This window comes from Klebsiella ornithinolytica NBRC 105727 = ATCC 31898, from assembly GCF_001598295.1.
GTDB lineage: Bacteria > Pseudomonadota > Gammaproteobacteria > Enterobacterales > Enterobacteriaceae > Klebsiella > Klebsiella ornithinolytica.
Genome location: NZ_BCYR01000003.1, coordinates 423,371 through 445,607 on the forward strand (window position 1 = coordinate 423,371; position 22,237 = coordinate 445,607).

Sequence of the window (22,237 nt, forward strand, 5' to 3'; positions counted from 1 at the left end):
CCGAAAAATTCACACATACAGCCCCCCAACAAAGAAAATTAACCGCGTGGATATGAAAAATGAATGAAATCAACGGCATGATAAATAAATTATTTGATTCATCAGGCACCATTATAAAAAACGTTATCCAACTCATCCCTGTTTTTATATTTCTTTCCTGCGTCTTACTTTGGCTTCACTTAAAGGCAATTTACCGTCTAGATTTATTCATGCCAAGCATGACAAACATCTCCAATGTAGTTCCTGTAATATTATCCTTTTTCCTATACATCATCAAACTATTGCTCCCATCGATACCATTATTGTTTGTGCCCTTTTTGTTCAGAAATGACACAGAACATAATAACTTAAAATTATCTGCTAAATTAGCACTAACAGTACTCTCATCGCTTACAGTTTTTGCCATATCAATTCCATCCATTGCTTTCATTTTTTCCCTGCAAAAAATCAACCCAAGCCATTATATGATGACGACACTAACAATTAACATGGCACTAACAGCACTTATTATTTACTTTATCGTAGGGTTTAGAGAAAAAATAAAAGTCGTTACATTACTCGCAATCATATGGTCATCAATGAGAATCTCATTTCGAGCTATACAATCTCTTTTAGAGCAAATCGTTGGCGCCAACGCAAAGACATTCATACCAATCACAGCACTATTTATAATTTATATATTATGCATTTTCGCTCCTGCCATTGCTTACATTTACTCAAGCATTAAAAATAACCATATTAATATAAAACTTTTAGCTTTTGCCTTGATGTTCCTTATATTGCCAATGTCTCTTATCAGAGAGGTTAATGCATATACAATTGAAAAAACAATGGTGTCAATAGGTATTGCGGACTGGTGTGTTAACACCTATAGGGTAAATGGGGGGAAGTACTCAAGCGAAACCTTTCCTGCAGAGCACTGGAATACAAGAAAAATTACAGATAATAATCATTTTTATATCAGTGCAACAGCCCCGTTCAACCTCGGGGATAAGATACTATTATGCCCAGAATATATAAATATAAATTACAGATCCATCATGTTTATAAATTTCAATGAAAACAAAGAGGACAAAAACATTTTTAGACGGCTAGTCAGGAATCAATTCCAAAGTTGCTTTATTTTTAACTCGTCTGACATTGACAAAGCTAATACGGCCTTCACTAATATCTTGGAAACTAGTCAACTACCACCTGAAGAGAAATGTATTTAAGACTAATAACTCCCCATAGCCTTCCGACTCAACCCAAATACCTGCTGCAACTGAGACGATACTGGGCCACCACGATCGAAATCACTTAGCAGCAGGTCAACCACTGCACTAAACATCTCATCTCCAATGGCGATAGGCTTATTAACCGCATCAATGATGAAAGCTGCTGCAATGGCAACGCCAAACTTGTTTAAAGCTCCTTCGTACCGCCCAGCAGACCTTGCTGATTGCTCAACTTGGCGTCCATTGGGTCGAGGCGTTTATTAACCCGCTGCTGCGCCTGGATCAGGCCGGATACGTTAGCCTCAATGTCATAATTAATCTCACCTGAATCGCCACGGATAATCTACATACTTCTGAGCCGTTTATAATTTAGTTTTTCATATTCAGCCGCTGGCATCTGCTCGCTCGGGCCATGCTGACGCTTGCTGTTATAAAACATTTCGATGTAATCAAAAATATCGTTTCTGACTTCATCTCTCGTTCCGTAGACCTTTTTCTTTGTCCGTTCGAGCTTCAGTAGCTGTTAAAACTTTCTGCAACTGCGTTGCCGTAACAGTTACTACGACAGCTTATACTGCCCTCTAGTCCGTGTGATTGCAGGAGCGACTGCCACTAATGGCTTATTTACTGACTACCTTGATCGGAGTAAACCAGAACCTGTTTTTGAGAATTATGTCGCCACACGGCCATCGGAAGCGCATTCAGGACAATATCTTTTGTCATCCGACGTTCCATTGACCATCCGATAACTTTGCGCGAGAAAAGGTCAACAACCTCGGCCAGATACAGCCAGCCTTCGTCGGTTCAGATGTAAGTTATGTCCGTTACTTAGCGTTTACCCAGTGCTTCGGATTGAACTGCCGCTGGTGCCTGTTGGGTATTACAATACAGGCTTCCCCTTTACACGCTCGTGGGCTGCGGTACCCGACCTGAGCCTTTATCCCGGCACGTTTCATCAGCCGCCAGCCCCGGTTAATCCCGCACTGTTGCCCACTATCTCGCAGGTCGAGATGGATCTTGCGATAGCCATAAATTAAACGGGATCCAGTCAAAACTGTTTAATTTGGCTTGTCAGCATCAGATCCGCCTGATGCCGTGGTGAATGCGGCTGCTGAAGCAACGAGTAAAACTCACTCGGATGAACATCCAGCACCCGGCATAGCAGACGAATAGGTCAGCAACAGATGTTGCCACGGATAAAGGCGTACTTTAGTCGGACAGCTTTGCGAAGTACGCTGCGGTTTTTTTAATATGTCCCGTTCGCCAGTAGCCCACTTCAGCTCCTTGTGGAGTCGACGGATCTCGGACTGAGCATCTGACTCTTCTTTGTGGATGGAAGAGTCCGACCCGTACATCTTTATCTCGGCGTAAAGACTATGGCTAGTGGTATCGAAACGTATTGCAACGCTGGTTTGACCACTTCAATTTTAAACTCTTCATGATAACGCTTATTGCTCATGTGCACCTCTCTTTAAGCCATCTCAAATGACTCTGAGATGTCTGTTAAACCTGTGGCGATTTATTAAGTGCTGGCGCAAACCCGAGCTTCATTGCTAATCAGATGGGCCATACAAATGCTCAGATGGTTTTCAGTGTTTACGGAAAGTGGATGTCTGACCAAAATGGTAATCAAATCGCTCTGCTCAACCAGAATTTTGACTTTAATGCCCCACAGATGCCCCATGAGAAAATGGCTGCATTGTAATAATCATACATTACAGCCACTTATCACTTTATCAGTGTTTTATCATCACATGACGCACGACGGTGTAGTCTTCCAGACCATACATCGACATATCCTTCCCATAGCCGGAGAGTTTCTGTCCGCCGTGCGGCATCTCGCTAACCAACATAAAGTGGGTATTAACCCAGGTACAGCCGTACTGCAGACGCGCGCTCAGACGATGAGCCCTGCCCACATCGCGGGTCCATACCGACGAAGCCAGGCCGTATTGGGAATCATTGGCCCATGCCAGCACCTGATCTTCATCGCTGAACGAGGTCACGCTGACCACCGGACCAAACACCTCACGTTGAACAATATCATCATCTTGCCTGGCGCCCGCCAGCAGCGTCGGTTGATAGAAATATCCCTTGCCAGTCGCCGGGCTTCCTCCGGTCACCACCTGGATATGCGGTAATGCGCGGGCAGCTTCAACGGCTGCGCTGACCCGCTCCAGATGCGCCTGCGAGCTCAGCGGCCCCAGTTCAGTAGCAGGGTCGTCCGGCTGGCCAATTTTCAGCGTAGCCACGGCCGCGCCCAGTTTCTCCACCAGCCGATCGTAGATACCCTGCTGGGCATAAATACGACAGGCTGCGGTACAATCCTGGCCAGCATTATAAAAACCGAAGGTCCTCACCCCCTCCACGACGGCATCGATATCCGCATCGTCAAACACGATCACCGGCGCTTTGCCGCCCAGTTCCATGTGCGTGCGTTTTATCGACGAGGCCGTATGGCCGATAATATGGGCGCCGGTGGCAATCGAGCCGGTGAGCGACACCATGCGCACCTTCGAATGGCCGGTCAGCGGATCGCCCACGGTTTTACCACGACCAAACAGCACGTTCAGCACGCCGGCAGGGAGAATCTCTCTGGCCAGCTCAGCCAGCTTCAGCGCCGTCAGCGGCGTAATCTCTGACGGTTTGATGACCACGCAGTTGCCGGCTGCCAGCGCCGGCGCCAGCTTCCACGCCGCCATCATTAACGGATAGTTCCACGGTGCGATAGAGGCCACCACGCCAACCGGATCCCGGCGAATCATCGAGGTATGCCCCTCCAGATATTCCCCCGCCGCCATACCCGGCAGACAGCGCGCCGCGCCGGCAAAGAAGCGGAACACATCGGCGACGGCGGGCAGCTCGTCGTTCATCACGCAGTGCAGCGGTTTGCCGCAGTTTAAGGATTCCAGCTTCGCCAGCGCCTCCGCGTGATCGGTAATCGCCTCCGCCAGCTTTAACAGAGAGTCCGCGCGAGTTTTCGGCGTCGTCTGGCTCCAGCTGACAAAGGCCCGATCCGCTGCCTCAACCGCCGCGTTGACCTGGGCCTCCGTGGCTTCTGCAATCTCCAGAATGACCTCACCATTAGCAGGATTGAATACTGGCACCATTTCGCCTTCACCCGCCACTAACTCACCGTTAATCAAAAGGTTATGTTGCATAGCATTATCCTGTAGAAATGAATTATTTACTGTTTTCAGCACTCATGTCGCTATCACGGGTAAGCCACCAGGCCCCCAAAATGGGTATCGTCGTCACCAGCATCACCAGCAGCGCGACCACGTTAGTTACCGGTACATCGCGCGGGCGCCCCAGCTGATTCAACAACCACAGCGGTAAGGTACGCTCATGCCCGGCGGTAAACGTGGTGACGATAATTTCATCAAACGATAAGGCGAACGCCAGCATTCCCCCCGCCAGCAGCGCCGATCCCAGATTCGGCAGCACCACATAGCGAAAGGTCTGCCAGCCCGTGGCGCCTAAATCCATTGATGCCTCCACCAGACTCCACGATGTCCGGCGAAAACGGGCGATGACATTGTTAAACACCACCACCACGCAAAACGTGGCATGCCCCACGACGATAGTGAGCAGGCCAGGTTCCAGATTGACCTCCTTAAAGGCCGTCAGCAGCGCAAGTCCGGTGATAATCCCCGGCAGCGCGATCGGCAACAGCAGCAGTAACGACACCGCGTTTTTGCCAAAAAACGTACTGCGCCATAATGCGCCGGCAGCCAACGTGCCAAGTACCAGCGCAATCGCCGTCGACATTGCGGCGATTTTAAGTGACAACGTCACTGCCTCGATAATATCGCTGCGTCCTGCCGCCTCGCTGAACCAGCGCAGCGTCAGCCCTTGAGGCGGAAAGCTAAAGGCAGCATCTTCGGTATTGAAAGCATACAGCGCGATAATCAGCAGCGGAAAATGGAGGAAAACCACCCCGCCCCAGGTGGCGACTTTGAGGAACAGCGGTGCCCGTTCAGAGTGCATCGAACGCTCCCAGGCGCTTCACGAACGCCAGATAAAGGGCAATCAGCACAATCGGTACCAGGGTAAATGCGGCCGCCATCGGCATGTTGCCGATCGCCCCCTGCTGGGAATAGACCATATTGCCAATAAAGAAGCCGGGCGGCCCCACCAGCTGCGGAACGATAAAGTCCCCCAGCGTCAGGGAGAAAGTAAAAATCGACCCGGCGGCAATGCCGGGGATCGCCAGCGGCAGCACCACGTGGCGGAAGGTCTGCCGCGGGCGGGCGCCAAGATCGGCGGAAGCCTGTAGCAGCGAAGGCGGCAAGCGTTCCAGCGCCGCCTGTACCGGCAGGATCATAAACGGCAGCCAGATATAGACAAACACCAGAAAACGGCCGAGGCCTGAGGTCGACAGCGTATTTCCGCCGACCGCCGGAATCGTCAGCACCAGGTTTAACACCCCCTCCAGCCCAAGATGCCCGAGAAACCATTGCGCCACGCCATCTTTCGCCAGCAGTAACGTCCAGGCGTAGGCCTTCACGATATAGCTCGCCCACATCGGCAGCATGACGGCAATATAGAAGAATGCTTTCATTTTGCCGCGGGTATAGCGAGCCATATACCACGACATCGGCAAAGCCAGCACCGCGCTGGCTATCGTCACCGACAGCGCCATCACCAGCGTGCGGACAATGATGTCGTAGTTCGCCGGATTAAACAGCGCTTTGAGGTTGGCGAGCGTCAGATCCGTGGTGACCGACATGGTGAAATCATCAAAGGTGTAGACGCTTTGCCACAGTAAAGTCAGCAGCGACCCCAGATAGACAATGCCGAACCACATTAACGGCCCCAGCAGGAGCAAGAACAGGCCGAGCGATGGCCTGCGCCAGAAGAGTGCGGACAGACGCCCGGACGGTGCGCGCGGAATGACCATCGTCATCTCAGCCCCCTTGTTCCAAAGGCACCATCGCCGAACGTGACCACGAAGCCAGCACCGTTTGTCCGGTCTGCGGCGCGCTGGATGCCATACCGCCATCGCTGTTCGCCAGGCTGACCAGCAGCTTGTCGCCATTCGCCAGCTTCAGTTCGATACGCGTTGCCGCTCCCTGGTACTGAACCGCCTGCACCACGCCCTGCACCTGAACTTCTCCGCCGCTGTTCAGGCGAATATGTTCCGGCCGCAGTGACCAGACCCCGCGCATCCCGCACAGGCGGGCGGCAAGATCGCTATCAAATACGTTCGCGGTACCGACGAAACCAGCGACAAACGCGGTTTTAGGACGCAGATAGAGGTCGTGCGGGGCATCAACCTGCTCGATACGCCCGTTATTAAAGACCGCCACCCGATCGGACATCGACAGCGCTTCGCCCTGATCGTGGGTGACGAAGATAAAGGTGATCCCCAGCGTCTGCTGGAGTTTTTTCAGTTCGACCTGCATCTGCTCCCGCAGCTTTAAGTCCAGCGCGCCGAGCGGCTCATCAAGCAGCAGCACCCGCGGTTCATTCACCAGCGCACGGGCAATCGCCACCCGCTGCCGCTGTCCGCCGGAGAGCTGTGACGGTTTACGCGTGTACACAAACCCGAGGGCCACCTTTTCCAGCGCCTCCTGCGCGCGAAAGTGGCGCTCCTTTTTGCCGATACCTTTGACCATCAGCCCGTAGGCAACGTTATCGAGGATCGACATATGCGGAAACAGCGCATAGTCCTGAAAGACGGTATTCACGTCACGCTGCCACGGCGGCAGCTCACTGGCCTTGTGACCGTAAATGGAAATCGCCCCGCCGGAGAGCTGCTCAAATCCGGCGATCAGCCGCAGGCAGGTGGTTTTGCCGGAGCCGGACGGCCCCAGCATGGAGAAAAACTCGCCATCACGGATCCCCATGTTGACGCCGTCCACCGCGCGAACGTCACCATAGAAACGTGAAACGTTGTGAAACTCTACCGCGTACGTCATGTTCCGCCTCCGGCCGATTACCGGCCGCCCATAATCGCGATATAGTCCTGTGTCCAGCGGCTGTAAGGCACGTATTTACCCCCTTCGGCCACCGGCGTTTTCCAGAATGCAATTTTAGAGAACTCGTTGTAGCCATTGGTTTCGCAACCTTTGTCACCCAGTAGCGCACTCGCCTTACAGCCTTGCGGAACCACCGGCAACGAGCCAAACCACGCCGCCACGTCGCCCTGTACCTTCGGCGTCAGCGACCAGTTCATCCATTTATAGGCGCACACCGGGTGTCTGGCGTCGCTATGTAACATCGTGGTATCCGCCCAGCCGGTCACCCCCTCTTTCGGGAAGACGGTGGCCACCGGCTGGCCGTCGGCTTTTAAGCCGTTGGCCTGGTATGGCCAGGCGCTCGAGGCCACCACGCCTTCATTTTTGAAGTCGCTCATCTGAACGGTGGTGTCATGCCAGTAGCGGTGGATTAACCCATGCTGAGCGCGCAACACCTTCAGCACCGCCTGGTACTGTGCTTCGGTCAGCTGGTAGGGATCGGTAATGCCCAGCTGCGGCTGGGTTGCTTTCACGAACAACGCCGCATCGGCAATATAGATAGGTCCGTCGTAGGCCTGAACGCGCCCTTGATTACTTTTACCATCGGAGAGTTTTTGCTCCACAAAGACCACGTTCCAGCTGTCTGGCGGCGTCGGGAATATTTTCGTGTTGTACATCAGCAGGTTTGGCCCCCACTGGTACGGGGTGCCGTAAACTTTACCGCCGACGTTAAACCAGGCGCCTTTTTCAACGCGCGGGTCGAGGCTAGACCAGTTGGTAATCAGGGCCGTATTAATGGGCTGCACCCGCTTGCCCATAATTAAGCGCAGAGAGGCGTCACCCGAAGCGGTGACCAGATCGTACCCTCCTTTCGCCATCAGGCTGACCATCTCATCGGACGTGGCGGCCGTTTTCACATTCACCTGACATCCGCTCTCTTTTTCAAACTGGGTGACCCAGTCATAATTTTTATCCGTCTGGCCACGCTCGATATAGCCCGGCCAGGCGATAATATCGAGTCGGCCTTCTCCTTTATCCAGCGAAGCGGGCGGCTCAGCGGCCTGCGCAGTCAGGATCGCCATCCCCAGCGCATAGAGGCTGCCACGGGCAATTTTTTTGCTCATCGGGTGTTACTCCTGTCACAATAAAATTAGCGGCAGCCGTGCCGTAAAAATATCTCCCTTTTTAACCATAGACGGCGCACTTACGCCCCCTGGAGAAATTTATTCAGGTTGTGACAAGGGGCGCATTCCACAAAAATCGATGAAGACCTGGCAACAATATGGATTATAGACAAGGAGTTAGGGGCAGGATACGGCTATGCGTATTTCCTATGACCACGGCCGGTAAAATATTAGCCGGCCGGGTTTGATAATAATATTTAGTTATTTCAGCAGCGGCTGTTTAGCGGTATATAAAAAATCAGTTCTTTAGCTCAGCTGCTCGCGAATAAGTTCGCCGAGTCGTTTAACTCCTTGCTCTTCTCTTTCTCCCCAGCCCCACGCGGTATTAAAGCGGAAAAAAGAGGTCCAGCTGGCGGTGGTAGAGAACATTTTCCCGGGGGCAATACTGATATTATCGCGCAATGCCCTGGCGCTCAGCTCACCGGCATCGGCCCCTTCCGGCAGTTCAAGCCACAAAAAATAGCCGCTGTCGCTGTGATGGATTTTCACCTCGGCGGGCAGATGGCGCAGCAGCGCCTGCCAGGCCTGCTGTTTGCGCTCGGCAAGCTGGCGGCGCAGGCGGCGGAGATGGGCGTCATAGCGCCGGGTAGAGAGGTAATCGACCAGCGCCATCTGCATCGGCGAACTGGTGGAGAGCGTGCTCATTAATTGCAGCTGCTGAATACGTCGGGCATGTTTACCGGCGGCCACCCAGCCGATCCGAAAACCGGGCACCAGGCATTTTGAGAACGAACTGCAGTGCAGCGTCATCTCCTGCCGGTCCCAGAATTTGGCGGGGAGCGGTTTTTCGCGGCCAAAATAGAGTTCACTGTAGACATCGTCTTCAATCAGCACCACGTTATAGCGGGCCAGCAGATCCACCAGCTGCGCCTTTTTCGCCGCACTCAGGGTAAAGCCGAGCGGGTTTTGCCCGTTGGTCATCAGCCAGCAGGCCTTGACCGGGTAACTCTGCAACGCCTGCTCCAGCGCGGCTAAATCAATCCCCTCTTTGACATCCGTCGCCACCGACAGCGCTTTCAGCCGCAGCCTTTCCAGCGCCTGCAGCGCGCCGTAAAAACAGGGGTTTTCCACCACCACCCAGTCGCCAGGCTCCGTCACCGCCTGCAGGCTGAGATTCAGCGCCTCCAGGGCACCGGCGGTAATCACGATTTCATCCGGCGAAATGTTCATCCCCTGCAGCGCGTAGCGCCGGGCAATCGCGTGACGCAGCTCATCATTGCCCGGCGGCAGATTCTCAATGACGCTCATGGCGGTCGCAGTTTTGCTCACCTGCGCCAACGAGCGATTAAGCTGCTGGAGCGGAAACAGCCGCGGGTCGGGAAATGCCGAGGCAAAGGGCAGCATCGAAGCCCGGCGGCTGGCCTGCAGCACCTCAAAAATGTAGGTGTTGATATCGACCGATTCATCACGGGTCACCTGCGCAGGCGGTGGCGGCTGGCGTAGTCTGACCGGTTTTGGCGCTACGTAGTAGCCGGACTGCGGGCGGGCAATAATCCGGCCCTGGCTTTCCAGCAGCTGGTAGGCGTGGCTGACGGTCATAAAACTCATCCCGCTGCTGACCACCTGTTCGCGTAACGAAGGCAACCGATCGCCGGGTTGCCAGACGCCGAGCGCAATCTGTTCGGTCAACTGCTGCGCAAGCTGCTGATACTTTTTCATGAGGAGTCTCGCGGTTCAGGTTTGCGCCTATAGTATATCAGCCATGAAAAAATAGCCGTTTATAAAAACTGTTATAGCTCAGCCCGCGCCGACTTCCGCTGCCGACGCTATCGGCGCGGACGATTTTTTTAGATCTAATGATTAACAAATGAGTTACATGTCACAAATTGCGCGTAAAGCTTTCCCGGCACTTTGACACCCGCCGTTCAGCGCTCTAGAGTTCAGCCTACAGATTTTAGATTAGAGACTATCTGTCATTCATTAAGATGGTCTCTCATTGCCTTTCCTGTATGTAGCGGCCTTCTTTCGAGTATTGCAAAGGGGACCGCTATGTCTGTTCATAAAAATACAAGCAAAAAAAATATTCGCGGCATTGACGATATTATTCAGTTTATCGATGCGCAGCCGAATATTGCGGGTAAAGCCGGCATTATCTGGTGGCTGGCACTCGGTGGATTATTTTTAGACGCCTTCTCTAATTCAGCATTAAGCGCCGGGCTCAATCCGATGACCCGGGATTTACAGCTAAGCGCTACGGACGTGGCGATGCTGACCTCTTTTTCTTCATGGATTGCCATTATTTTTAATCCAGTCGGCGGCTGGATCGCCGACCGCTGGGGGCGGGTCACGCCGCTGATTGCGGCAAAAATATGCGCCGTGCTCGGCGCCCTTCTCGTCACTTTCTCTCCTGATTTCAATTTGATACTTACCGGCCGATTCTTTGTGGGCATCGCCTACGGCATGGATTTTGCGGTGGCGATGGCGCTGCTCGCGGAGTTTACCCCGGCGCGCTTTAAAAGCCGGCTCAACACCTGGCAAGGGGTCTGGTATGTCGCCGTCTGCTTAAATCTGGTGCTGGCGTTGTTATTTTATTCATGGCAGGTCGGCGATACTATCTGGCGCTATTCGGTGGCCGCAACGGCGCTCTGTGGAATAATTATTTTACTGCTGCAAATACGTTATCTGGTTGAAAGTCCGGTGTGGTTAGCGCGTAAATCGCGCCTGGCTGACGCGGTCAAAGCGATGCAAAAAATATATGGCGATCGTTTTATTCTCGCCCCCGCCAGCGAACAAAAACCGATAATTGGCCAGGCGCAAAAAGGGATTAAAAACGTTGTGCTTATTTTTCGCGGCGTCTATTTACCGCGGACAATTCTGGCATCAACAGTGCAGATCTGTCAGTCGATTCAATATTTCGGCGTGGGCTGGTATCTCCCGGTCATCAGCGCCAGTCTGTTCGGTAAAAACTTTGTCTACGCAACGCTTGGTTCACTATTTTTTAACATATTCGGCATTGTCGGCGGTTTTCTGTCACCGTCGATCGGTCGTCGTCTCGGTCTGCGCCGCTCCTCCGCTATCGGCTTCGCCATCGCTTTTCTGGTGCTGCTCACTCTCGGTTTGTTCAGCGACCGCATGCCGCTGTGGGCGTCGCTGATGGTACCGGCTCTGTTTATCCTGTTTCATTCCGGCGGTCCAGGCGCCAACGGTAAGAGTCTCTCTTCTCTCTCCTTTCGCAGCGAATTACGCGCCGGCGCCAACGGCATCGTCGGTGCGTTGGGGGCGATTGGCGCCGCCATCGGTTTGTTTGTCTTCCCCATCTTTCGTGAAATGTACGGATTACAGTCGACCTTTTTGATCATGTCGGCCGTCCCGCTTTTCGCCAGCATCGTCTGCTTCGTTATCTCCTGGGATCCGACGCGCACTGCGATCCAGCCGGATAACGAACCTGGCGCACCGCAATTTACCCCACTCTCCCGTTCCCCCCTGCAGCCTGTCGCGCAGGAAACCGGCCGAGGCACAAAATGAATTCACCACAAAACGTTATTCTGTCCATTGATGAAGGCACCTCCGGCACCCGCGCGGCGGTCGTCGGCCAGGACGGACAGGTTCACTGTCTGGAATATCACCCGCTTCGGGTCATCAGCCCCCGTCACGGCGTGGTGGAACAAGATGCCAACGAGATTCTGACTATGACGCTGGCGGTATGTCGCAAGACCATCGCCGAAGCGCAAAGCCGCAACATGCACATTCAGGCACTGGCTATCGCCACCCAGCGATCCACCGCCGTACTTTGGGATCGCCAGAGCGGCCAGGCGCTGGTGCCGGCGATGGTCTGGCAGGATGCTCGCTACGCCCGGACACTGGCGGATAAAGCCGGCGAATGGGACCGACCGCTGCTGAATCACACCGGTCGTCCGGTGGGGATTCGCTCCCCTTACCTGTGGGCCGCGCGCCATATTGCCGAGACCCCGGCGATCGCAGCGGCGCACCGGGCCGGACGCCTGATGTTTGGGACCATCGATAGCTGGCTGCTCTGGCATCTCACCGAGGAGCGGCGCTGCCTGTCCACGCCGACCAATGCCACCTCGGCCGGTGCCTATCAGCTGCGGGATCACCGTTACTACGCCCCGTGGCTGGCGGAACTGGCTTTCCCGAGCGGACTGTTACCGACCCTGGTCGATGATGGTGAGATGCTCGGCACCTCGCGAAAATCGGTGCTCGGCATCGCCGTGCCGGTACTGGCCTGCATGGGCGATCAGTTTGCCGGCGCCGTCGGGCTGGGCTGCATCGCCCGCGGTCAATCCTTGTGTATGCACGGCACCGGCAGTTTTGTCGATCTGCTGGTTGGCGACCGGCTCCCGACACTGCACGAGGCCGGTGAAAGCACGCTGGTGATGACCGCCAGGCGCCAGCACGGTAAAGCCCACTATTCCGTCGAAACCTTCGTCCCCACCAGCGGATCCGCCCTTAACTGGGTGTGTGAAAATCTGGGCTGGTTCGACACGCCGGAGCAGATCAGCGACCTGGCAGCGCAAACCGCCAGCGCTGGCGGCGTAAGCTTTATTCCGGCGCTAACCGGGCTTCGCGTTCCGGTGCTGCAACCGCAGGCCCGCGCCTCGCTAAACGGGATTTCCATCTCCACCACCCGCGCGCAGATAGCCCGGGCGATTCTCGAAGGCATCGCCCATTCGGTAGCCGCCTGCATTCGCGCCAACGAACAGGCCACCGGCCTCAGCGTCAGTGAGCTGGTGGTGGGCGGCGGAATGTCCAACAGCGACATCCTGATGCAAATCCAGGCCGACCTGAGCGGCATTCCGGTTCTCAGAATGGCCGAAACGGCGCGCGCCAGCCTGCGAGGAGCCGCGTTTCTCGCCGGATCCGGCGGTCTGCTGTGGGACTCATTACACGAGGCCTGTCAGACCGTGCAGGTCGCCCGTCGATTTATGCCATCCATCGATAGTGAATGCCGTCGGCAGCAGCGAACCCTCTGGGAGAGCCGCATCACCCAGGAGCTGGCCACGGCCGCCACCTCATCCCACAATCAGGAGTAAAGGCGTTGATGAAGTTTTTTCCGTCCCGTAAAGCCAACAAAGCGCGCAGCGAAATGTTCGACACTGCCCCGCTGCGCCTGCAGCGCGAAGAACAGCTGGACCGGCTGGCCAGCGATACCTTTGATATTTTGATTGTCGGCGGCGGCGTCACCGGTGCCTACACCGCGCTGGACGCCAGCCTGCGCGGCTACCGCGTGGCGCTGGTGGAAAAGAACGACTTTGCCTCCGGCACCTCGTCCAAATCATCAAAAATGGTCCACGGCGGCCTGCGCTATATCGAACAGGGGAATTTAGGGCTGGTGCGCCACTCGCTGCTTGAGCGTCAGCGTCTACGCCGCAATGCCCGCCATCTGGTACAGCGCCTGCCGTTTATGTTTCCGGTGCTGGATAAAAACGGCATTTTCGACAAACGCATGGCCTCCGCCTTTGAGAGCCTGCTGTGGACTTACGATCTGGCCGGCGGCTGGCGAGAAGGCATTCTGCACCAGAAACTCACGCCGGCGGAGGTGCTCTCCCACTGTCCGACGCTGAATGAAGAGCAGCTTTCCGGCGGCTTTATGTACTTTGACGCCAGAGTCGATGACGCCCGGCTGACGCTGGCCCTGGTACGTACCGCCGCATTTCACGGGGCGGCGGTGGTGAACCATGCCCAGGCGATCGACACGACTCGCGATGGTCATGGCAAAGTGAACGGCGCGCGGGTCCGGGCCGACGATCGCGAGATCGCGGTCAAAGCCCGGGTGGTGATCATGGCCACCGGCGTGTGGCTGCGCGACTGGAATGGGCAGAAAAAAGGCGCCCCGTCGGCGCTACAAATCCGCCCGGCAAAAGGCGTCCATGTCGCGATTCCGTGGCTCAAAATTCGCAATGACTGCACGGTCACCATCCCCGTCGCCGGGCGCAAACGCCGCGCGACGATTACCCGCTGGGGCAATGTCTCCTATCTGGGCACCACCGATGAAGATTATCACGGTGATCTGGACGATGTGTGCTGCACCCGGGAAGAGCTGGATTTTCTGCTGGATGGAGCCAATTCCGCGCTCAAAACCCAGCTCACCGCGCAGGATGTGGTCGGCAGTATTGCCGGCTGCCGCCCGCTGATAGGCAGCCCCGGCGGAAAAACCGTAGAGCTGAAACGCAATCACGAAATTGATGTCGCGCCGGATGGCCTGATTACGATTGTCGGCGGCAAACTGACCACATCCCGGCATATGGCGGAACAGACCGTCGATGTGGCCGCGAAACTGCTGGGGCGCAAACGCGCCTGTTCCACCAAAAGCGCCTTTTTACTTGGCGCCGCCGGCTACGATCCGCAGGCAATTCTCGCTTCCGGCGGGCTCTCCGCCCACCTCGGCGAGCGTTATGGCGCCGAAGCCCATTTTGTCAGCGACCTCATCCACGCCAACCCGGCGTTAGAGACGCCGATTATTGCCGGTCTGCCCTACACCGAAGCCGAAGTGATTTACGCCATTCGTCATGAGCTGGCCGGCAGCGTCGACGACATTTTGTCACGTCGTTTACGCGCCCGGCTGATGGCGCGGGATGCCTCGGCGACCGCCGCCGACCGCGTCGGCGAACTCTTACAGCAGGAACTCAACCTGGCCCCGGCAGTCGTTGCGCAGCAAATTGCCGCCTACCGGGCCGCCGTTAAACATGAAAAATCCATCCTTATGGGGAGCGCAGAATGATCAGTAAAGAAGCGATTAAACGTGGTTATAACCGCGGTAATTATCTTGTCGGCGTCCACACGCCACCGGGTTGGGCCGCACAAAGCCAGGCCGAGGGCTGCGGGGACGGTATGCAACGTGACCCTGTCACCGTGAGTGACAGCGTGGTAGACCAGCTGCGCAGCGTAGCCAACGAGGTGCTCACCGCCCGTCATGATGTCGTGAGCTGGACCCGCGACTGGTGGGCCGGCTCGATGATCGCCGAGACCGATGGCAACCCGGCAACCCCCATTGCGGTTATCGTCCGCGTCTCCCGCGTCGAACAGGTTCAGGAGGTGGTCAGCATCGCCCATCGCTACCATCTGCCGCTAACGGTTTCCGCCGGACGCAGCAACGTCACCGGCGCCGCGTTGCCGGTACGCGGCGGCATTGTGCTCGACGTTTGTGATCTCAACCAGCTGCTGAGCTTTGACCCGGACAGCCAGATTGTAGAGGTAGAAGCCGGGATGTTTGGCGATATCTTCGAGCAAACCATTCAGCAGGAGTACGGCATGACGATGGGCCACTGGCCCTCTTCGTTTGGCATCAGCACGGTGGGCGGCTGGGTCGCCTGTCGCGGCGCCGGTCAACTGTCGACCCGCTACGGGAAAATTGAGGATATGGTATACGGCATGGATGTGGTGCTGGCTGACGGGCGCTTAATTACCGTCGGCGGTGCGCCGCGCAGCGCCACCGGACCGGACATTCAGCAGCTGTTTATCGGCTCTGAAGGTACGCTGGGCGTCATTGTGCGCGTACGCCTGAAACTGCATCGCCTGCCGGAGTATGGTCGCGCCATCGCCTGGGGTTTCGCCAGCTTTGCCGACGGCCTCGAAGCCTGCCGACAGATCCTCCAGCATGGCGCAACCCCCGCCGCCCTGCGGCTGTACGATAATCTCGAAAGCGGCGTGCAGTTCTCCTTACCGGAGACCAACGTTCTGTTGATTGCCGATGAGGGTGAAAAGGAGCTGGTGGACGCGGTGTTGGCCATCTCGGCGCGCGTCTGTGAGCAATGCCAGGGACAGCCGCTGGAGAGCGATCCGATATTTGAGCGTTGGCTGGATACCCGCTATCTCACCGGGAAGAGCGCCGAAGGCTTTGCCCGCAGCCCAGGCCTGGTGGCCGATACCCTGGAGATGGTTGGCCGCTGGCGCGATCTGGCCGCTATCTATGAGGAGGTCGTCGCCGCCATTAACGCCGTCCCGGGTACCCTCGCCGGCTCCGCCCATCAGTCTCACGCCTACGTCGATGGCGCCTGTCTCTACTTTTCGCTGCGCGGAGATGTCGCCGTTAAGGAGCGAGCGGCCTGGTATCGCGCTGCCTGGGATGCGGCAAACGCGGTGCTGATTCGCCACAACGCGTCTCTCAGCCATCATCATGGAGTAGGTTTATTGCGTTCGCCTTATATGCAGGCCGCCTTAGGTGAAACCCTGAAGGTGATGGCGGAGATCAAAGCCGCACTCGATCCACACCGTATTCTCAATCCGGGGAAACTGGGGTTGAGCGATGAATACGTTTCGCGCCCGGCAGGTCAACAATGATCAAAAACCTCGGCACGCAGCTGGCGTGCCACCCGATGATTATGGCGATCTACGGCATCGACCAGTTAAAAGTGGCGCTCACCAGCCGGGCGCAGGTCTGCATTATTGCCAATATCGATCTGATTAAACTTCAGCCGGTGATTACCCTGCTGGCGAAGGCAGACAAGTATGTGATCGTCAATATCGACAGCTGCAACGGCCTGTCGCAGGATAAAGGCGGGATCGACTATATTGCCGAAACCGGCGCCATGGGGCTGCTCTCCACGCGTCTGCAGACCGTGCAGCGGGCCAAAAAAAGCGGGCTGGTGACGATGCAAAAGATCTTTGTCACCGACCGTTCGACCTGGCTGCGCAGTCTGCATGCGCTGGAGCAGAGCGAGCCCGATTATGTGCAGCTGATGCCGGCCCCGATGCTCGCCATGCTGCCGCAGGCCGATCGCCAGCGCCTGCCGCCAATTGTCGCATCCGGATTTGTCAGTAACGAAGCGCAAATCCGCGCGGCGCTTGCCAGCGGCGCGACGGCAGTCTCCAGCAGCGACAGTGCGCTGTGGAATCTGCCCCTTTCATCGCAATAACGCGGAGCTCTCTATGGGAAATCAGCAGCTACAGGTCATCGCCCACTACTACACGCGTCCGGATGAGGTTGAGAACGTGGCAACCGCATTGCACGCCCTCGCCGCAGCCACCCGTCAGGAGACGGACAATCTCTCCTATGCCTTCTTTCAGTCCCTGGAAGATCGTCGCCACTTTGTGATCCTCGAGCGCTATCGTCACGCAGGTGGGCTCGATGCGCACCGGGCAACCCCGCATTTTCAGCACCTGGGCCTCGAAGTGATTGCCCCGTTGCTGGATAAAAAAGAGGTGCAGAGCTTTTTAATTCCGCAGACGGACAACGACAGATAAGGAGTCAGTATGCCCCCATCAGGAAAGGCCTTCACCTTCACCACCGTCGGGACCGTACTCGTCGAATGGCAAGGCGCGGCACGGCTGGGCGATATCGTCCGGCGCTACTTTCAGGCCCGGCGAATCTTACTGGTCACCGATCCCGGGCTGGTGAGCGCCGGCGTGCTGGCACCGGTGGAAGACGCCTTGTGCCGCAGCGGCTATACGCTAACCCGATTCGACCGGGTCGTCGCCGACCCGCCCGCCGATTTGGCCGTGCGCGCGGCGGAACAGGCCCGTGAGGCACGCTGCGATATGGTCATTGGGATCGGCGGCGGCTCCTCGCTGGATGTGGCGAAAATGGCCGCCGTGCTCGCGCCGTCGCAGCAGCCGCTCGACGCGATGTACGGCATGGATAAGGTCGAAGGGACGCGTCTGCCGCTGATGCAAATCCCGACGACCGCCGGAACCGGCTCCGAAGTAACCAACATCGCGATTCTCACCACCGGTGAAAACAGCAAAATGGGCGTGGTGGCCCCGCAGCTGTATTGCGATGTGGTGCTGCTGGATGCCCACCTGACGCTCGGTTTGCCTCCGGTGCATACCGCGGCTGCCGCAATTGACGCCATGGTCCATGCTATCGAAGCCTACACCAGCGCCCATCAAAAAAATCCGCTATCGGATGCGCTGGCCCGCGAAGCGCTGCGGTTGATGACTCGTCATCTGCTCAACGCCTGTCGCCACGGGCAAGATCGCGAGGCGCGCGAGGGAGTGCTGCTCGGGGCGATGCTGGCCGGTCAGGCCTTTGCCAACGCGCCGGTGGCGGCCGTTCATGCGCTCGCTTACCCACTCGGCGGGCGCTATCACGTGCCCCACGGTCTCTCAAACGCCCTGATGCTGATCCCCGTTTTGCATTTCAATGCCCCCGTGGCGGGGGCGCTGTATGCAGAACTTGCGGCGGCTATCGGGCTGCAGACCTGCGGCGATGTGCAACGGGATAGCGCGGCATTCATCGCCGAAATGACCCGTCTTATCGTTGCCAGCGGCGCACCGCAGCGCTTGCGAGATGTCGGGGTAGATCAAGCTCAACTGCCGCTGCTCGCCCGGGATGCCATGCAGCAAACCCGGCTGTTGGTGAATAACCCGGTGACGGTCAACGAGGAGGATGCGCTGCGGCTTTATCAACAGGCCTTTTAAGGCTTTTCGCGCCGCGGATTTGCCCATGCGCAACGCGGCGCGCTTTTATCTCCTGCCTGCGGGCCGACCGGCCGCAGAAACAAGCCGCTCGGGGATCATCATCAGCGCGTCGACAGGCTGGCTCCCGCGATAAAAGCCATAACAGTCAGGCAACTGTTATCACAAAAAATAGCCTTTCTGCCTCTGCAACCCGAAACTCTCGCCGCCTAGAATTGCGCTGAATCAATTTTCTTGCGGAGTTCTGCATGTTCGGTCTTGATGCATTCCACCTGGCGCGAATTCAATTCGCCTTTACCGTCTCATTTCACATTATCTTTCCTGCCATTACCATCGGCCTGGCCAGCTATCTGGCGGTACTGGAAGGGTTGTGGCTGAAGACAAAAAATCCTGTCTGGCGCTCGCTTTACCACTTCTGGTCAAAGATTTTCGCCGTTAACTTCGGCATGGGCGTCGTCTCCGGTCTGGTGATGGCCTACCAGTTCGGCACAAACTGGAGCGGTTTTTCCGAGTTTGCCGGCAGTATTACCGGCCCGCTGCTGACTTATGAAGTCCTGACCGCCTTCTTCCTTGAGGCGGGGTTCCTTGGGGTCATGCTCTTTGGCTGGAACCGCGTCGGTCCCGGCATGCACTTTTTCGCCACCTGTATGGTCGCGCTGGGGACCATCATCTCGACCTTCTGGATCCTCGCCTCCAACAGCTGGATGCAGACGCCGCAGGGGTTCGAAATCGTTAACGGCCAGGTGGTTCCCGTCGACTGGTTCGCGGTTATCTTCAACCCGTCGTTCCCGTATCGTCTGCTTCATATGACGGTGGCGGCTTTTCTCAGCAGCGCGCTGTTCGTCGGGGCCTCGGCAGCGTGGCATCTGCTGCGCGGTCACAACACGCCGGCGATTCGCGCCATGTTTTCAATGGCACTGTGGATGACGCTTATCGTTGCCCCCATCCAGGCGATGATTGGCGATATGCACGGCCTGAACACCCTGAAACATCAGCCGGCAAAAATTGCCGCCATCGAGGGACACTGGGAAAACCGGCCGGGGGAACCGACGCCCCTGCTGCTGTTCGGCTGGCCGGATATGGCGCAGGAGCGCACCCGCTACGGACTTGAAATCCCGGCACTCGGTAGCCTGATCCTGACGCATAGTCTGGACAAACAGGTGCCCGCCCTGAAAGAGTTCGCGCCGCAAGACCGCCCCAACTCGACCATTGTCTTCTGGTCATTTCGCCTGATGGCCGGACTCGGCATGCTGATGATCCTGCTTGGGGCGCTGGCGCTGTGGCTGCGCTACCGCCAGCGTCTGTATCAGTCGAAGCCCTTCCTGCGCTTTGCCCTGTGGATGGGCCCTTCCGGGCTGATTGCCATTCTCGCAGGCTGGGTCACCACCGAAGTCGGCCGTCAGCCCTGGGTGGTGTATGGCGTACAGCGCACTGCTGATGCCGTCTCCGCCCATGGCGACCTGCATATGACTCTCAGTCTGCTGACCTTTTTCGTCGTCTATAGCTCGGTATTTGGCGTCGGCTACAGCTATATGCTGCGCCTGATCCGCAAAGGCCCGCAGACCTTCAATCCACCGCTCTCCGGTACCCCGGCCCGCCCGCTCTCCGCGGCAACGGAAGGTTTTCAGCATAAGGAGTCCCGCTAATGGGGATCGATCTTTCAGTTATCTGGTTCGTCATTATCGTCTTCGCCACCCTGATGTACATCGTGATGGATGGCTTCGATTTAGGGATCGGCATTTTGTTCTCGGCCACCCGCGATGCTGAAGACCGCGACGTCATGGTGAACAGCGTAGCGCCGGTCTGGGACGGCAACGAAACCTGGCTGGTGCTTGGCGGCGCCGGGCTGTTCGGCGCGTTTCCCCTCGCCTACGCGGTGATTATCGATGCGCTGGCGATCCCGCTGACGTTAATGCTAATCGGCCTGATTTTTCGCGGCGTGGCGTTTGAGTTTCGCTTCCAGGCAACGCCGTCACACCGCCCGTTCTGGGATCGCGCATTTCTCGGCGGCTCGCTGCTGGCCACCTTTTCTCAGGGCGTGGTTGTCGGGGCGGTCATCAATGGCTTTTCGGTAAGCGGTCGCGCGTTCAGCGGCGGAATGCTCGACTGGCTGACGCCGTTCACCCTGTTCTGCGGTCTGGGATTGACCATTGCCTATGCGCTGCTGGGCGCCACCTGGCTGGTCATGAGAAGCGAAAATCCGCTGCAGGACAAAATGCGCCATACCTCGCGAACGCTGCTACTGGCGCTGCTGATCGCCATCGCCGTCATTAGCCTGTGGACACCGCTGGCGCAGCCGGCCATTGCCGCCCGTTGGTTCACGCTGCCGAACCTCTTTTTCCTGCTGCCGGTTCCCCTGCTGGTTGTGGCGCTCGGCGCCTGGCTGTGGCGGGATCTGCGCAACCCTGATCGCCATGCGCTGCCCTTTATTCTGACGCTGGGGCTGGTGTTTCTCGGCTTCAGCGGTCTGGGGATCAGTATCTGGCCGCATATTATCCCGCCGGGCATTACGCTGTGGCAGGCCGCCGCGCCGCCGCAGAGCCAGGGTTTCATGCTGGTAGGCGCCCTGCTGATTATTCCGGTGATCCTCGGCTATACCTTCTGGAGCTATTACGTGTTTCGCGGCAAAGTCCAACATGGCGAGGGGTATCATTGATGAATCAGTCACGACTGAAGCAACTATTATGGATGGTCGCGCTGTGGGGCACCAGCGTGCTGGCGCTGGGGGCAGTCAGTATGCTCTTTCGTTTTTTAATGACCGCGGCCGGGCTGAAAGTTTAATCCCCGGCGCTGCGGATTACGCTGATTAGCAAGAACTCCATTGTCTCTCCATTTTTATTTGCTGAAATCTCAAGGCACATAAAAAATATAGGATGTAGTAATGAAAAAGAGTGTCTTGTTATCCGCAGCGATGTCGTTTGCGCTCTCTTCCCTGGCGTTTGCCGCCGATAATCCCCCGCCGCCTCCGGGGAAAGCGGTCGCAGGCCAGCAGCATAACGGCCACGATAAGAACCGGCAGCAGCACAGCGGTAAACGGCCAGCACAGGGCGCATCGCATAACGGCAAACAGCCGCCGAAAGGCAAGCCGTCCGCGCAGGGCAACAAACAGCCGTCGAAAGACGGCCAGCACAACGGCAATCCATTGCCGCCGAAAAAATAATCACTCTTCGGCCCGACGCGTGTATCGCGCCGGGCTTTTTTTCGCCTTTCGTCAGGAAAGGCTGACGCAGACTTTGCTCTTCTTTGATAACCCAATAATAAAGCTCAAGAAATTCAGAGCATAGTAGCCCCACTCGTCTGTCACTGGAAATCGATATGCTCAGGAGATGCGTTTCGGCATTCGTGCTGATGTGTGCGTTATTTTCCGGCCATCTGCTGGCCCGCAAACAAGGACATGAATACTTCCCGGTACAAAGCCTCGAACAGCAGCTGCTGCACGAGGCCGACAGTGATGAACTGCGCAGCCAGCGGGACGAGGCCGCCGCCGATCTGCGCGAACGTCACCACTGGCAGAATGCGCGCAAACCGAAAATGCACTTCCGCCAGTAGCGTCTGCCGT

The 22,237-nt window shown here is 56.8% G+C and carries 19 protein-coding genes and 2 pseudogenes; 14 read left to right on the top strand and 7 right to left on the bottom strand.

Annotation, left to right across the window (positions count from 1 at the left end):
- Positions 1-59 precede the first annotated feature (59 nt).
- On the top strand, positions 60-1,214 hold the full coding sequence (locus ROR01S_RS09515) for a hypothetical protein (protein ID WP_064359378.1): 1,155 nt from the start codon (positions 60-62) through the stop codon (positions 1,212-1,214).
- A gap of 346 nt (positions 1,215-1,560) precedes the next feature.
- Here the strand turns inward: ROR01S_RS09515 and ROR01S_RS26795 are convergent.
- A pseudogene (locus ROR01S_RS26795) lies at positions 1,561-2,676 on the bottom strand (IS3 family transposase).
- Between the two features lie 63 nt (positions 2,677-2,739).
- Here ROR01S_RS26795 and ROR01S_RS27495 point away from each other — a divergent pair.
- Positions 2,740-2,922: pseudogene (locus tag ROR01S_RS27495) on the top strand (site-specific integrase); the annotation flags it as partial.
- 31 nt (positions 2,923-2,953) lie between these two features.
- Here the strand turns inward: ROR01S_RS27495 and patD are convergent.
- The 6 genes from patD to ROR01S_RS09550 form a co-directional block, all read right to left on the bottom strand.
- Positions 2,954-4,378 carry an aminobutyraldehyde dehydrogenase gene (gene patD, locus ROR01S_RS09525; RefSeq protein WP_015584419.1) on the bottom strand — a complete coding sequence of 475 codons (1,425 nt, stop codon included), beginning with the start codon at positions 4,376-4,378 and terminating at the stop codon, positions 2,954-2,956.
- A 22-nt stretch (positions 4,379-4,400) separates the two neighbouring features.
- Positions 4,401-5,207: an ABC transporter permease gene (locus ROR01S_RS09530; RefSeq protein WP_004861545.1), complete on the bottom strand. Its 807-nt coding sequence runs from the start codon at positions 5,205-5,207 to the stop codon at positions 4,401-4,403.
- The gene (locus ROR01S_RS09535) at positions 5,197-6,126 is read right to left on the bottom strand and encodes an ABC transporter permease (RefSeq protein ID WP_004861543.1); all 930 of its coding nucleotides are present in this window, start codon (positions 6,124-6,126) and stop codon (positions 5,197-5,199) included. The genes ROR01S_RS09530 and ROR01S_RS09535 overlap by 11 nt, the downstream gene beginning before the upstream one ends.
- 1 nt (position 6,127) lies before the next feature.
- Positions 6,128-7,141, bottom strand: coding sequence for an ABC transporter ATP-binding protein (locus tag ROR01S_RS09540; RefSeq protein ID WP_004861541.1), 1,014 nt, complete (start codon positions 7,139-7,141; stop codon positions 6,128-6,130).
- Between the two features lie 17 nt (positions 7,142-7,158).
- Positions 7,159-8,304, bottom strand: coding sequence for a putative ABC transporter substrate-binding protein YdcS (gene ydcS / locus ROR01S_RS09545; RefSeq protein ID WP_004861538.1), 1,146 nt, complete (start codon positions 8,302-8,304; stop codon positions 7,159-7,161).
- Positions 8,305-8,610: 306 nt separating this feature from the next.
- Positions 8,611-10,023 carry an aminotransferase-like domain-containing protein gene (locus tag ROR01S_RS09550; RefSeq protein ID WP_004861535.1) on the bottom strand — a complete coding sequence of 471 codons (1,413 nt, stop codon included), beginning with the start codon at positions 10,021-10,023 and terminating at the stop codon, positions 8,611-8,613.
- A 330-nt stretch (positions 10,024-10,353) separates the two neighbouring features.
- Between ROR01S_RS09550 and ROR01S_RS09555 the strand changes: the two genes are divergently transcribed.
- The 12 genes from ROR01S_RS09555 to ROR01S_RS09605 all read left to right on the top strand — a co-directional run bounded on the left by ROR01S_RS09555 (position 10,354) and on the right by ROR01S_RS09605 (position 22,227).
- Positions 10,354-11,829, top strand: a complete 1,476-nt coding sequence (locus ROR01S_RS09555) for an MFS transporter (protein ID WP_004861530.1) — start codon at positions 10,354-10,356, stop codon at positions 11,827-11,829.
- Entirely contained in the window at positions 11,826-13,355 is a 1,530-nt protein-coding gene (locus ROR01S_RS09560; RefSeq protein ID WP_064359379.1) for an FGGY family carbohydrate kinase, read from the top strand. Before ROR01S_RS09555 ends, ROR01S_RS09560 begins: the two co-directional genes overlap by 4 nt.
- Positions 13,356-13,363: 8 nt before the next feature.
- Positions 13,364-15,043 carry a glycerol-3-phosphate dehydrogenase/oxidase gene (locus ROR01S_RS09565; protein ID WP_004861523.1) on the top strand — a complete coding sequence of 560 codons (1,680 nt, stop codon included), beginning with the start codon at positions 13,364-13,366 and terminating at the stop codon, positions 15,041-15,043.
- Positions 15,040-16,602: an FAD-binding oxidoreductase gene (locus tag ROR01S_RS09570; RefSeq protein ID WP_064357097.1), complete on the top strand. Its 1,563-nt coding sequence runs from the start codon at positions 15,040-15,042 to the stop codon at positions 16,600-16,602. Before ROR01S_RS09565 ends, ROR01S_RS09570 begins: the two co-directional genes overlap by 4 nt.
- Entirely contained in the window at positions 16,599-17,177 is a 579-nt protein-coding gene (locus ROR01S_RS09575) for a glycerol-3-phosphate responsive antiterminator (RefSeq protein WP_004861517.1), read from the top strand. Before ROR01S_RS09570 ends, ROR01S_RS09575 begins: the two co-directional genes overlap by 4 nt.
- 13 nt (positions 17,178-17,190) lie before the next feature.
- On the top strand, positions 17,191-17,505 hold the full coding sequence (locus ROR01S_RS09580; RefSeq protein WP_004861516.1) for a putative quinol monooxygenase: 315 nt from the start codon (positions 17,191-17,193) through the stop codon (positions 17,503-17,505).
- 9 nt (positions 17,506-17,514) lie between these two features.
- On the top strand, positions 17,515-18,681 hold the full coding sequence (locus tag ROR01S_RS09585; RefSeq protein WP_064359380.1) for an iron-containing alcohol dehydrogenase: 1,167 nt from the start codon (positions 17,515-17,517) through the stop codon (positions 18,679-18,681).
- A 245-nt stretch (positions 18,682-18,926) separates the two neighbouring features.
- The gene (locus ROR01S_RS09590; protein ID WP_015584425.1) at positions 18,927-20,324 is read left to right on the top strand and encodes a cytochrome ubiquinol oxidase subunit I; all 1,398 of its coding nucleotides are present in this window, start codon (positions 18,927-18,929) and stop codon (positions 20,322-20,324) included.
- The gene (cydB, locus tag ROR01S_RS09595) at positions 20,324-21,334 is read left to right on the top strand and encodes a cytochrome d ubiquinol oxidase subunit II (RefSeq protein ID WP_064359381.1); all 1,011 of its coding nucleotides are present in this window, start codon (positions 20,324-20,326) and stop codon (positions 21,332-21,334) included. Before ROR01S_RS09590 ends, cydB begins: the two co-directional genes overlap by 1 nt.
- Positions 21,334-21,459, top strand: coding sequence for a DUF2474 domain-containing protein (locus ROR01S_RS25995; protein ID WP_004861503.1), 126 nt, complete (start codon positions 21,334-21,336; stop codon positions 21,457-21,459). Before cydB ends, ROR01S_RS25995 begins: the two co-directional genes overlap by 1 nt.
- Before the next feature lie 100 nt (positions 21,460-21,559).
- Positions 21,560-21,838: a hypothetical protein gene (locus ROR01S_RS09600; protein WP_004861500.1), complete on the top strand. Its 279-nt coding sequence runs from the start codon at positions 21,560-21,562 to the stop codon at positions 21,836-21,838.
- A 155-nt stretch (positions 21,839-21,993) separates the two neighbouring features.
- Positions 21,994-22,227: a DUF2554 family protein gene (locus tag ROR01S_RS09605; RefSeq protein WP_004861498.1), complete on the top strand. Its 234-nt coding sequence runs from the start codon at positions 21,994-21,996 to the stop codon at positions 22,225-22,227.
- Positions 22,228-22,237 lie beyond the last annotated feature (10 nt).